Below are 12620 nucleotides of genomic sequence, written 5' to 3'. Positions count from 1 at the left end.
GCGAACAGCCCTCGCTGCGCATGCTGGCAGGGGCAGTACTCATCATATTTGCCATCGTGCTTTCGGCGTGCGGCAAGGTTCTCCGGCACCAAATCGCAGCGAAATCATCGCCCTCTGGTTTGTTGTAAAGGAGAGCTCCATAGGGTGCTGCCCGCGGAGCTGGTCTCTTGGCCCTTTACTCCATGCCAGATTCAACCTCACTCGGGAGTGACTCTCGTAAAGAATTTTCGAGCTGTTTGAATTGGCCCTGGATAACAGCCTTTTCCTGTAAGATTGCCCGATTCTCGTCAGTCAACAGGTTCACTCTATCTCTGGTTGAGTTCAGCTCCAGCTCTACTTTGCCCAGAGATTGCCGCAACAGTTCGGCCTCTTTGCTGGCAGATGCGTTGCGGCTCGATAGAGAGGTAACTTTATCCTGCAGGGCGCTGATCTCGGCAGTCTTTGCCGCAATCTCCTCTATGTGGTCGATATGCCTTTCCTTTAGGGCCTCAACTTCAGTGCGGTATCCTGAGACCTGCTGCTGCAACTGCTGATTTTCAGTTTCCAGTGTCGCTATGATCTCCTGCTGCCGATCACCGGCCTCTTCGCGTTCCCTGAGCCTGCGGCCAGCTTCAGCAAGCTGTTCCGTGAGGCCGGCTATCTGCCCCTTGAGCTGTTCGTTTGTCGATCTGAACTGATCGCGCTCCTGCTGGCGATCATCAGCTGTCCGCTGCTGGAAATGCTCAAAATGGTCGCGTATATCGCGATTTTCCTGCTTTAGCTCTTCCACAGCCGACTTAAGTTCGGCAATACGGACGCTGCCCTCTGCCCGTTGAAACTCGCTTTTGACCAGCGCCGCCTGCGCTTCCTCCTGAGCCAACTTCAATTTCCGGTTCTGCTCCTCGGATATCTCCAACTTGTGCTTCAGGCTGCGCAGCTCTTCCGCCAGACCGTTGGCCGCGGCCCGGGCCTCCTCCTTCTCCCGTCTGTGCTTCTCGGCGGTGGCCTCAAAACCCTCCCTGGCCTCCTCCACTTTCCGGTCGGCTTCTTGCTGTACCCGATCGTGTAATGCTCTCAGTGCTTCAACCAGGTCCCTGGGCAGTCCGCCTGTATCAGTTTGGCTGCCCGTTTCGGAACGCCAGCGTTTCAGCAGGGGGGCAATTGTGCTTTTGCTCCCCGTACCCAGCTCGGCTCTCACTCTGTCTACTGTCGGCTCTTCACCGCGATTTTTCACCGCTTCGGCAGCTTGAGCGATATCCAGATAAGTAACCCCTGTGCGTGCCATGCTCCGGTCTCCTTGTTTTTCGTATCGTATTACGTAGTATGTAATATAACATTATTTTACTCTTTGGAATAACTCCTTGAAGCACTTTATTTAACCCTCGATAATGACACTTATCGTCGGTTAGAATCTTCAGTGCGAATCTCTTCTTCCCACCATCAGTACAAATGCGGCCTTTCGGTGACACATTTCCCAATGGACAAAGAACACCCTCTCTCACAATCACCAACTCCCTTCATAAATACGTCGACAAGTGCGCGGGAATTGCAATCTGGAGAAGAAGTACAGAAGTACCTGCGTGCGGCAACGTCAGATAACACCCGCAAAGCCTACCGATCGGCGGTCCGGCAGTTCGAGAAGTGGGGAGGAAGGCTTCCTGCCGATAGCCAAGTGGTTGTTCGTTATTTGCTCAGTCGTGTCAAAGAGGTCAACCCGCGCACGCTGGATCTACACCTCACGGCCATTGCTCAATGGCATCAGTACCAAGGCTTTGCCAATCCGGTTAACGATCCCCTGGTACAGAAAACGATGGAAGGCATTCGGCGTATACATGGCACGCCAAAACAGAAGGCTAAAGCACTGCGTCTTCAGCATATCGCGGCAATGACCAGCCATTTACGGGGGCTTCCGGAGACAAAGAAGAAGTTGCGGGATCTCGCCCTATTGCTCACGGGCTTTTTCGGGGCCTTCCGGCGCAGTGAACTCGTGGCGATACAGGTTTCTGACCTGGTCTGGGAGGGTGAAGGGCTTGTTATCCGATTGCCAAAGTCCAAGACCGATCAAGACGGGGAGGGGTTGACGCGCGCCCTGCCCTTTGGGGACAAGCAAATCTGTCCTGCCACTGCCCTCAGGCGTTGGCTGGATGGGGCGGCTATTACTGAGGGCTCGGTATTTCGTTCGGTCAACCGCTGGGACCAGGTCCGGCCAAAACAGCTGAGCCCGGGTGCAGTCAATGATCTACTGAAAAGCCTTGGCACTTCCTGTGGCTTTGATTTTGTTGCCAGTTTAAGCAGCCACAGTTTTCGCCGCGGACTATCTACATCGGCTGCCCGAGAGAAGGTGGACTTTGAACTGATCAAGAAGCAGGGTGGATGGAAAAGCGATGCTACGGTGTGGGAATATATCGAAGAGGGGCAGCGTCTTACCGATAATGCCACCATCATCCTGATGGAAAAAATGGCAGCGCTGATTTAAAGCGACAGCAGAGGCTCCACCTCTGCGTGGCGTCTCGCTATCTCGAAAGCTGCCCCGGCGAACGCCGGTCGTTGCCGGCGCTCGCAAGGTAGTTCTGAAAAAGCTTCTAGAAGGACCGCCGCCGGTATTTCCGATAGCGGGGATACCAGAAGTTCTGCTCGATCGCGGACACCAGATCCTCGGCCTCGCTGACCAGGGCGACGCCATCACTCTGAGCCTGGCGGGCCACGTCAAAGGCAATTTTTTTGCTCAGCTCGCGGATCTCCGACAGCCGGGGAAGCAGGATATTCTCACCAGTGGTATTGATCGGCGCCTGGCTGGCGAGAGCTTTGGAGGCGGCCATCAGCATGGATTCCGTCACCCTTGTCGCGCCCGCGGCGATCACTCCGAGGCCGACACCGGGAAAAATATAGACATTGTTACACTGCGCGATGGGATAGGTTTCTCCGTTCACCGTTACCGGTTTAAAGGGGCTTCCGGTGGCGACGAGCGCCTGGCCGTTTGTCCATGCCAGGATTTGTTCCGGAGCGGCTTCGGCCCGGGATGTTGGGTTGGACAACGGTAGCACCACCGGCCTTGTACAACCCGCCTGCATGGTTTCGATAACACCCTGGGTAAACAGGCCGCCCTGCCCTGAAACGCCGATCAGTACGGTGGGTTTGACCTGTCCGATGATTTGTTGAAGACTCCAGCCGCTTACGCCCCTCAGGTCTTTCGGGTTCCGGGCCAGCCTGGCCTGGAAATCGTAGAGGCCGTCCATATCCGTAGTCAGCAGGCCATTGCGATCCACCATGAAAAGACGGGCTCTGGCCTCGGCATCCGTTAACCCCTGGTCTATCATCGCTTTGATGATCTGCTCTGCAATACCGCAGCCGGCGGAGCCGGCGCCCACCAAGACAACCTTTTGATCTCCGATTTTTTCACCTTTCGCCTGGCACGCCGACAGTATGGTGCCCACGCAAACCGCCGCGGTGCCCTGGATATCGTCGTTGAAACAGCAGAGCTGGTCGCGATACTTTTCCAGCAGAGGCATGGCGTTCTTCTGGGCAAAGTCCTCGAACTGTAGCAGTACGTTGGGCCATCGCCGCTTCACCGCATCGATAAACTGGGCGATAAAGTCATCGTACTCCGCCTGGGAGATCCGCTCGTGACGCCAGCCCATGTACATGGGGTCTTTCAGCAGTTCTTTGTTGTTGGTGCCCACGTCGAGCATGATCGGCAGGGTATTGGCCGGGCTGATACCGCCACAGGCGCTGTACAGGGAGAGTTTGCCGATGGGGATCCCCATACCGCCGATGCCCTGGTCGCCGAGCCCGAGAATGCGCTCCCCGTCGGTGACCACGATGACTTTTACGTTGTCCTTGGTGGCGCTGCGCAGGATATCGTCCATGTGCTCCCGGTCGGGATAGGAGATAAAGAGGCCGCGGTGGTTGCGGTAGATCTTGGAAAACTCCTCGCAGGCCTCGCCCACCGTCGGGGTATAGATGATCGGCAGCATCTCTTCGATATGCGCTTCGATCAGGCGGAAAAACAGCGTCTCGTTATCGTCCTGGATTGCGCGCAGGTAGATATGGCGATCCAGGTCGTTCTTGCACTTGAGGTACTGATGATAGGCACGATGGGCCTGCTCTTTAATGCTCTCGACATTGTTCGGCAGCAGGCCGATCAGATTGAACTCCAGGCGTTCCTCCAGGGTAAATGCGCTGCCCTTATTCAGCAGGGGCATTTCCAGTAAGGAGGGGCCGGCGTGAGGAATATAGAGGGGGCGTTTGATTGGGTCGTTCATACTGCTGAGATTTTACCAGGTGATTGTATGTCTTTGTAATCGGCCAGAAAGTCGGGAATCCGCGACTCCAACCAGTAGTGTGGCCGCCACAGGCTGCCGCTGACAAAGCCAACATGCCCGCCCTGCTCGCTAATTTCAAGCTGTACTTGGGCGCTGACTTCCCTTTTGTGCGGAATCGCCGACGGACAGATAAAAGGATCGTCGATCGCATGAATAATCAGCGTTGGCTTGGCGATATGCTTGAGCAGCGGCTTGCTGGAGGCTCGGCTGTAGTAATCGTCCGCGTCCCGGAATCCGTGCAGGGGCGCGGTGAAGGCGTTGTCGAACTGCCGGAAGTTACGGAAATTGCGCGGGTCCTCCAGGTTCGGCAGGGTCGTAGCCAATTGCGGATTGGCTGCCTTCCGTTGCAGACTGGCTTTCAGGCTGGCCAGCAGATGCCGCTGATAGAGGCGCGATAGCCCGGAGTCTATACGCCGGCTGCAGGCACTCAGGTCCATGGGCGCGGATACTGCCACCGCGGCGGTCAGTGGACTGCCCTCCCCGTCCTCGGCCAGCCACTTCAACAGGACGTTGCCGCCCAGGGAGTAGCCAACAGCCATCAGCGGGGTGTTGGGTAACTGCTTTTTCAACTCTCCCGCCAGCCAGCGGGGATCGTCGCTGTCACCACTGTGGTAAGCCCGGGCCAGTTGGTTGGGTATGCCACCGCAGCCGCGGAAATGCATCACCGCCACCTGATAGTGCCGCTCCAGCAGGGCTGACATCAGCCCCTGGACATAGGGGGATTCCGCAGAACCCTCCAGGCCGTGCAACACCAGAACCAGTGGGCGCTGTGGGTCGTCCACCAGGGCTGCCGGGGCGTGCAGTGCCAGCCGGTCGCCGTCCGGGGTCGGATACCAGGTACGGAGGGTCTCAACCCAGTGCCTGGGCCGGTGGAATCGGGGAAACAACGTTTGCAGGTGGCAGTTGCCGAGCCCGGCCGCGGGGGCGAACTTCTTACTCATTGCAGGTTCCAGCAAGTCGAGCGCGAACCTTACCGGCTTTTGTCTCGGAACCAAAGAGGGGAACCCGGCGGTTCCTTCGAACTGCCGGGCTCCGGGAGAGAGTCAAAGAGTATACATGTAAGCCACCAGGTCTTTCTTATCCTGCTCAGTCAACTGGGTGCCCAGCACGATGTTGAAGAACTCGACGGTGTCATCCAGAGTCATCAGCCGGCCGTCGTGCAGGTAGGGGGGCGAGTCTTTGATGCCGCGCAGGGGGAAGGTCTTGATGGGGCCATCGGCGCTGGCCAGGCGGCCGTTGATCATTTTGGGCTTGAAGAAGCGCTCCGTGCGCAGGTTGTGCATCAGATTGTCGGTAAAGTAAGGCGGGGTGTGGCAGACCGCGCACTGGCCTTTGCCGAAAAATATCTCTTCGCCGCGCAGTTCCTGCTCGGTGGCCTTGTTCTTATCCAGCCGCCCGAGCAGGTTCAGCTTGGGCGCCGGAGGAAAGTCGAACAGTTCCTGTACCTCAGCCATAAAATGTACCTGGCTGCCCCGCTCCAGGATATTGACGCCTTTCTTGGTGGCGATTACCGGGTCGCCATCGAAGTACGCGGCCCGCTGCTCGAATTCAGTGAAGTCTTCCACACTTTTCAGGGCCCGCTGGGAGCCGAACAGTCGCTGGATATTCACTCCGCGCAATGTGGGAGTGTCGATACGGTGCCGGTGCTTCTGCGGCCGGATATCACCCACCAGGTGGGTGGCGGCGTTGGTGTGCCCGTTGATATGGCAGTCCAGGCAGGCGACACCCAGGCTGGGCTTTTCCGAGCGCCGGTCGGCGGTGGCGTTGAATTGCTGCTGCGGGAAAGGTGTCACCAGCAGCCGCATCCCCTCCAGCTGTTTTGGGTTGAGAATGCCGTTGAACAGCTCGAAAAAGTTGGTCAGGGTGACAGCCTTGCCCCGGGAGACATCGCCGAGGTCCGGCCGGGTGGTCAGGAAGATGGGTGGCGGGAACTCCGGTAGAAAGGTGTCCGGCAGCAGGAAATCCAGGTCGAAACGGGTGAGGTCCCTGCCCTCCTGGTCCTTTATCGCGTCGATGTGGAATTGGGGGAACAACATCCCCCCTTCGTTCTGGTTGGGGTGTGGCAATGGGTAGAAGCCCTCGGGCCAGAGTTCTTTTTCCCGGATATTCTCCGGTGACATCTTTGCCAGATCCTCCCAACTGGTGCCGCGAGGCAGCTTGACGCGTACACCGCCCTGCACGGCTTTGCCTCCGCTCATGGTGACCCCTTGCGCCGGCTTGTCGGACAGGTCATAGCGTTTGTTGAGCAACTCCTTGTGACGCTTCTCAATGGAGGGTTTCTCCTCCCGCATACGCTCGAGCGTGTCGCTGAAACTCTCCTTATCCACGACGGGCATGTAGCTGCTTGGCGGGGCCTCATCCTGCGTCAGTGCCTGTGGGGAAAAAATGAATGATGCGATCAGGGCCAGCCGTACAATGGTCGGCCTGGAAGTGATAATTGACATGAATCTCCTCCGCTCTGAGATGGCTTCCGTATTATTTGGATGAAGCTTTACAAGCGACGGGGACTGCGCGCTACTACTGCGAAAAGCCTGTAATCCAATAGCGCAAATAATCAAAGGCTGCCAATTGATTTTACCTTTTGCACCAATAGTGTCCGGCTAAATTGAGGGTCTTTTGGCGTAAATCTATTTGAATTGGCGCGGATTTACAGGGAAGAGCGGGAAAGATTTCCCGCCCCCGTCAGCTTACACGAGCGTAATGGATAGCGTAATGTCGCTGCCTATCACACCAGTGCTTCTGTGGAATGTAGCCGGTTTCCGTGAGCAGGTTATGAAAATCGTCGAGGGAGTATTTGTGGCTGTTCTCCGTGTGAATGGTCTCTCCTTCTCTGAACCGGATTGTTTCACCAGCGATATGCACCGCTTGGTCTTTCAGGCTGACCAGATGCATTTCCACCCGTTGGCGCAACGGGTGATAAAAGGCGCGGTGAGCGAAGAGATTGGGATCAAAATCCCCTGCCAGTTCACCGTTGATACGCACCAGCAGGTTTTTATTGAAAGCTTCGGTCACATGTTCGCTGTCACAATAGGCGCGCTCCAGAATCACGGAATCTTTTACCAGATCGGTGCCGATCAACAGGCCGTCGCCAGTCTCCAGGTGTGAGGAAAAATTCCGCAGCAGTGCCCTGGCCTGTTTCGGATTGAAATTGCCAATGGTAGAGCCGGGAAAGAAAATCACCCGCTTGTCACCGCCGTTGTTTTCCAGGGCATGCCAGGCGCTGTGCTGGGTGAAGTCGCCGACAGTGGCGTGGACCTGGATCTGTGGCAGCCGCTCATTAATGGCATCCCTTGCGGCGAGCAGAATTTCCGGGGAAATATCGATGGGCATATAGCCACTGGGAGATTCCAATTCCTCGAGCAGCGGCTGGATCTTTTCGCAGTTGCCCGCACCGGGCTCAACGATGAGTGCTTCAGGGCCAATGCAGGTGGCCATCTCGCCGAGATTTTCCTCGAGAATCGTCGCTTCGGTACGGGTGAGATAGTAGTCGTCTAGTTCGCAGATCTGCTCGAACAGGCGGGAACCGGTTTCGTCGTAGAGATATTTACACGGCAGGGTTTTCTGTTGTCCGCTCAGCCCTTCGAGTACGTCCCGCAAAAATTCGCCGATTTCCGGCTGTGCGTCGAGCCGCTGTGCCAATGCCATATTCACAATAGATCTCCCGCAAGACGAATACCCGTAAACTGCCAGGACTGGTGTGGATAGAAGAAATTCCGGTAACTCATACGGATATGGTCCGCCGGTGTTACGCAGGAGCCGCCGCGCAATACTTTCTGGTTACACATGAACTTACCGTTGTACTCCCCCACCGCATCGGCGCTGGCACGGAACCCGGGATACGGCAGGTAGGCACTGGAGGTCCACTCCCACAGGTCGCCGAGGAACTGGGTTTGCCCGTGATCGGCGGCCAGGGGGCGAAACTGACGCTTTTCCAGCAGGTTGGCTTTGGCCAACTGGTCCGGCTGGTGGTGCAGGCAGGCGGCAACCTCCCACTCGAATTCGGTAGGCAGGCGTTTGCCCGCCCAGGTGGCGTAGGCATCCGCCTCGTAGAAATTGAGGTGGCAGATGGGTTCGGCATCCAGCAGCGGTTCCAGCCCGGTTAATGTGAACTGGTACCAGCGCCCTTCCCGCTGTTGCCAGTATAGCGGCTTGTCGATGCGCTGTTGCTGCAGCCAGGCCCAACCGTCGGACAGCCACAGGCGCGGCTCGCGGTAGCCGCCGTCCTCGATAAATTCCAGGTATTCGCCATTGCTTACCAGGCGCGAGGCGATCTGGAAGTCCTGTAGCAATTGCCAGTGTGGTGGACTCTCATTGTCGAAACAGAAATGGTCGCCGTCACTGCCGATCGCGTATTCCCCGGAAGGTATTTGCAGCCAGCGCATATCTGCCGTATCAAGGCTATCATCATCCTCTGGGCTGTAGTCGGTGTAGGCGGGCAAAACCGGATTGATGGAGAAGGCGTGTTTGATATCAGTCAACAGCAGTTCCTGGTGCTGCTGTTCGTGATTCAGGCCCAGCACGACCAGTGTCTCCAGGTCCCTGGACAAGGGGTGCCCGGTCAGAAGCCGATTCATCTGTCGGTCCACGGCGCCGCGGTAAGCAAACACACTATCCAGGTCCGGGCGCGACAGCAGCCCGCGTTGCGGCCGGCTGAAGGGTGTGCCCAGGCTGTTGTAATAGGAGTTGAAAAGGTGGTGGTAGTCGGGGTCGAACAGTCGGTAATCCGGCAGGTTAGGCTGAAGGATAAAGGTTTCGAAGAACCAGGTTGTGTGGGCCAGATGCCATTTACTCGGGCTGGCATCGGGCATGGACTGGAGCTGCATGTCTTCCGCAGAAAGCGGGTCCACCAACTGCTCCGTTTCCCCGCGGATACGCCGATAGCGGGTGAGGAGTTCGGCCTGGGTTTCGGTCTGGGCTTTGCTGTCGGCCTCACGCACCGGCATCGTCATTCCAATTGCGAACTGCGGTTATTGGGATTCATCATACGCAGTTTGGACGCAATTCCTATGAAATGGACCTGATTAAAGAGCTATTTGGCGCCAATTTCTTTTAACAGGATAACAAAACGGCAGGACAGCCGTTTTGCACAGCCGAAGGCTGCCCGGAGGGTGAGGGCCATGGATGGCCCGAATAACTAAGCGGCAGGACAGCCGTTTTGCACAGCCGAAGGCTGCCCGGAGGGTGAGGGCCATGGATGGCCCGAATAACTAAGCGGCAGGACAGCCGTTTTGCACAGCCGAAGGCTGCCCGGAGGGTGAGGGCCATGGATGGCCCGAATAACTAAGCGGCAGGACAGCCGTTTTGCACAGCCGAAGGCTGCCCGCAGGGTGAGGGCCATGGATGGCCCGAATGACTAACGGCAGGACAGCCGTTTTGCACAGCCGAAGGCTGCCCGCAGGGTGGACTATCGATAGCAAGGATAAAAGCTGGCAAAACCGCAATGGTGTTTTCTAAGGCAATAGTCGTGATGCGAAGATCCTGATGCCGGGGGCTTTTTGCGGGACAGTATGAGGCATGGATGCCGATTACGAGCGTACAGGGAAGTATTTAAGGGGGGCGCCCAGCCCGTGTTCCGCGAAAAGCCCCCGGCAGCAGGATCGCCTAGTCGCTTGATTCGTAGTGGGTGTCCCTACTACTGGGTTCCACCTTGCGAGACATGCCGTGAATTCACCCCTATAGGCTTGTCCGCGAGGTCCCTCTCGCAGACAAAATGGCAGGAACTGTGAACAGGCTAGAAACGCATGGTGAAGTCGGCACCGTACATCCGCGGCGCGAAGCGCCAGCCGGTGTTGGAGCCAATCGCTTCACCCGGGCCGCCGTAGGAGCCGACAATTTCCTCGTCGGTGAGATTCTGAACCCAGGCGGAAACGGTGTAGGTGTCGTTGGCGCTGTTGAAGGCCACCCGGGCATTCAGCAGCTTGTAGTCGTCGATCACCAGGGAGGGATCGGTGATGGTGCCCACCCGCTCGTCGGTCCAGTTGTAGTCGCCGCGAAACACCACTTGGGCACCGCTGTTCAGCGGCAGGGTGTACTCGGCCATCAGGTTGACCTTGTTTTCCGGAGTGCCCACCCGCGGCTGGCCGGTGCGGTCGTCCTCTTCGGTCTCGCCGGCGGCGGTAATGACCTGGTATTTGGTGTACTCGGTATCCAGGTAGGAGTAGTTGCCGCCGACCAGCAGATTGTCGGTGGCCGCCCAGAGCACTTCCAGCTCGGCGCCCTGCCCTTCGGCGTCGGCGTTGCGCAGGTTGTAGCTGGGGATCGGTTCGCCGATCAGGACCAGCTCCTGCAGGTTGTCGTACTCGTAACTGTACAGCGCCGCGTTCAGCTGCATGCGATTGTCCAGCAGGTTGGACTTCAGGCCCACCTCGATATTGGTGACATTCTCCTGGTCGAATGAGTTTTCGATATCCTCGCCGTAGTTAAGGCTGTTGAAACCGCCCGCCTTGAAGCCGTTGGCCCAGGAAAGGTAGGTCATCACGTTGTCGCTCCAGCGGTAATCCAGCACCAGGCGGCCGGACAGGTCGGACCAGTTGTCAGACTGCTTCTGGGACACCATCGGCTGGCCGTCGCTGAAGAAGGCGATACCGAAGGGCATACCGTAGAGGCTGTTCTGGTAAGCGGTATCGATGGTGAAGTCCTTGTCGTCCCGGGTATAGCGAATCCCGCCTGTCAGATCCATGCGCTCGGTGATGGACCAGGTGGCGTCGGCGTAGACGGCGGCCGAGCGGTAGTCGCCGGTGTTGAGTACGCTCTCGGTCCAGGAGGCGTCGGTGCCCTGCACGAAGGAATTGGCCTGCATAAAGAGGCAGCCCTGCAACTGCGCCGGGTCTTGCAGATAAGGCGCGCAGGTGAAGCTGCTGGTAAATGCAGTCCAGGCTTCAGGAGAGCTCTGGGCCTGTGCTATCAGCGACGGCAGCAGATTCTGGCCGAAGAAGGCGGTGATGATGGCGCCGTCCAAGCCAAAGCCGCGAACTATTTCGCGCGCGACGGGAACGGCTTCACGGACCTGTTCGTCGCTCATTTGCGCTATGGCCTGAAGTTGCGGCTCCAGCTGCGCAGCTATTTCCGGCGTAGGCGCCAGGGCCAGCAGATCCATCGGGTTATCTCTCAGGGCGGTATAGAGCGCGAAGGATTCGAAAGTGCTGGGCGTGAAGATCGCATCGGTCTGGTGTTCGAGTTCTTCCTGTGAATAGGAGGCACCCAGGGTCCATTTCAGGGTATCAGTGGCGCCGTTGAGGCGGAATTCCTGGGAGAAGTATTTCTGCTCGTCGGTGTTCCGCGAACCGAAGAAGAAGTCTCCGTTAGCCGCGCCGTCCTCGTCCTGCTGAATCATCGCGTCGAATTTACGGTAGGCGGTGATGGAGGTCAGGGTGACGTCGTCGAAATCGTGGCTGATGGTCAGCGAGCTACCGTAGAGATCACGTTTTTCCTGATTGGGAAAATCCAGGGCCAAGTCACCGAAAATGTCGCCCTCGGAAATGGAACTGTTGGTGGATACCCGGATGCCGCTGTTCTGGTCCAGTTTGTTGTATTCATTGCGCCAGACGACTTCGGTATTGTCACTGGGTGTCCAGGAGAAGGCGGCGCGGTAGGTCTGCGAGTCCTGGCCGTTCCAGTCGGAACCCTCGCCGGCGTTGGTGTAGTAGCCGTCGCGGCGGTCGCTGGATGCGGAGAAACGCATGGAGAGTTGGTCGGTCAGTGCGCGGTTGACTATCACATCGGAAGACAGGCGGCCGTAGTTGCCCGCTGTCATGGAAACTTCCACCTGGTTGTCGTTGAACGGTTTCTTGGTGATGATGTGAATGGCACCGCCGGTGGCGTTGCGGCCGAACAGGGTGCCCTGGGGGCCTTTCAATACCTCCACCCGCTCGATATCCGCCAGTGGGATTTCGGCACCGGCGCCGCGGCCGGTGTAGACACCATCCACATACACGGCCACCGCCGGGTCGGAGCCCACGGTGAAATCGGAAGTCTGGATGCCGCGGATATTGTAGGTGGGCTGGAGAGTGGTATCGTTGTTCATTTCGACACCGGGGGTGGATTTGCCCAGGTCGGTCAGGTTCTGCGCTCCCATCTTCTCGATGTTGTTGCCGGTAAAGGCGGAGATGGCAATGGGGACATGCTGCAGGTTTTCCGCACGCTTCTGTGCGGTTACCACCACCTCCTCAATTTCAGCCGCATAGGCGCTGCCGCTGATGGCGGTGGCGAATGCGATTGCCTGGGAAAGAGTGGACAGGCGGAAACACCGGTGGCTACCGGTCTGATCGGCGTAATGCATCATCGCGTCCTCGCGTTTGTTGTTATAGAAAAACGTGATGT

8 protein-coding genes are annotated in these 12620 nt (G+C 57.7%); 1 reads left to right on the top strand and 7 read right to left on the bottom strand.

Translation table 11 applies throughout. From position 1 onward, the window contains the following. Positions 1-175: 175 nt before the first annotated feature. Positions 176-1264 (bottom strand): DNA-binding protein, encoded by a 1089-nt coding sequence (locus PP263_RS05175; RefSeq protein WP_308367297.1) that lies wholly within the window; start codon positions 1262-1264, stop codon positions 176-178. A gap of 192 nt (positions 1265-1456) precedes the next feature. On the opposite strand from PP263_RS05175, the gene PP263_RS05170 reads away from it, so the two are divergent. Then, entirely contained in the window at positions 1457-2455 is a 999-nt protein-coding gene (locus tag PP263_RS05170) for a site-specific integrase (RefSeq protein ID WP_308367296.1), read from the top strand. Positions 2456-2561: 106 nt separating this feature from the next. Here PP263_RS05170 and PP263_RS05165 read toward each other — a convergent pair whose 3' ends face one another. The 6 genes from PP263_RS05165 to PP263_RS05140 form a co-directional block, all read right to left on the bottom strand. Further along, positions 2562-4241: an NAD-dependent malic enzyme gene (locus PP263_RS05165; protein WP_308367295.1), complete on the bottom strand. Its 1680-nt coding sequence runs from the start codon at positions 4239-4241 to the stop codon at positions 2562-2564. Further along, positions 4238-5242 carry a hydrolase gene (locus PP263_RS05160; RefSeq protein ID WP_308367294.1) on the bottom strand — a complete coding sequence of 335 codons (1005 nt, stop codon included), beginning with the start codon at positions 5240-5242 and terminating at the stop codon, positions 4238-4240. Before PP263_RS05160 ends, PP263_RS05165 begins: the two co-directional genes overlap by 4 nt. A 102-nt stretch (positions 5243-5344) precedes the next feature. Continuing rightward, positions 5345-6745: a hypothetical protein gene (locus PP263_RS05155; RefSeq protein ID WP_308367293.1), complete on the bottom strand. Its 1401-nt coding sequence runs from the start codon at positions 6743-6745 to the stop codon at positions 5345-5347. A 238-nt stretch (positions 6746-6983) separates the two neighbouring features. Beyond that, entirely contained in the window at positions 6984-7946 is a 963-nt protein-coding gene (gene egtD, locus PP263_RS05150; protein ID WP_308368561.1) for an L-histidine N(alpha)-methyltransferase, read from the bottom strand. Between the two features lie 2 nt (positions 7947-7948). Then, positions 7949-9244, bottom strand: coding sequence for an ergothioneine biosynthesis protein EgtB (egtB, locus tag PP263_RS05145; RefSeq protein WP_308367292.1), 1296 nt, complete (start codon positions 9242-9244; stop codon positions 7949-7951). 788 nt (positions 9245-10032) lie between these two features. Further along, positions 10033-12582, bottom strand: coding sequence for a TonB-dependent receptor (locus PP263_RS05140; protein ID WP_308367291.1), 2550 nt, complete (start codon positions 12580-12582; stop codon positions 10033-10035). Positions 12583-12620 lie beyond the last annotated feature (38 nt).

Origin of the sequence: Microbulbifer sp. TB1203 (assembly GCF_030997045.1) — a bacterium.
Lineage (GTDB): Bacteria > Pseudomonadota > Gammaproteobacteria > Pseudomonadales > Cellvibrionaceae > Microbulbifer.
Note: the sequence above shows the minus strand (reverse complement) of the source record. Positions and strands in the feature narration are given on the sequence as shown.

What these genes read in the sequence shown, in the direction of transcription:
- PP263_RS05175 (WP_308367297.1), bottom strand. Translation starts at nt 1,264, where the DNA reads ATGGCACGCACAGGGGTTACTTATCTGGATATCGCTCAAGCTGCCGAA.
- PP263_RS05170 (WP_308367296.1), top strand. Translation starts at nt 1,457, where the DNA reads ATGGACAAAGAACACCCTCTCTCACAATCACCAACTCCCTTCATAAAT.
- PP263_RS05165 (WP_308367295.1), bottom strand. Translation starts at nt 4,241, where the DNA reads ATGAACGACCCAATCAAACGCCCCCTCTATATTCCTCACGCCGGCCCC.
- PP263_RS05160 (WP_308367294.1), bottom strand. Translation starts at nt 5,242, where the DNA reads ATGAGTAAGAAGTTCGCCCCCGCGGCCGGGCTCGGCAACTGCCACCTG.
- PP263_RS05155 (WP_308367293.1), bottom strand. Translation starts at nt 6,745, where the DNA reads ATGTCAATTATCACTTCCAGGCCGACCATTGTACGGCTGGCCCTGATC.
- egtD (WP_308368561.1), bottom strand. Translation starts at nt 7,946, where the DNA reads ATGGCATTGGCACAGCGGCTCGACGCACAGCCGGAAATCGGCGAATTT.
- egtB (WP_308367292.1), bottom strand. Translation starts at nt 9,244, where the DNA reads ATGCCGGTGCGTGAGGCCGACAGCAAAGCCCAGACCGAAACCCAGGCC.
- PP263_RS05140 (WP_308367291.1), bottom strand. Translation starts at nt 12,582, where the DNA reads ATGATGCATTACGCCGATCAGACCGGTAGCCACCGGTGTTTCCGCCTG.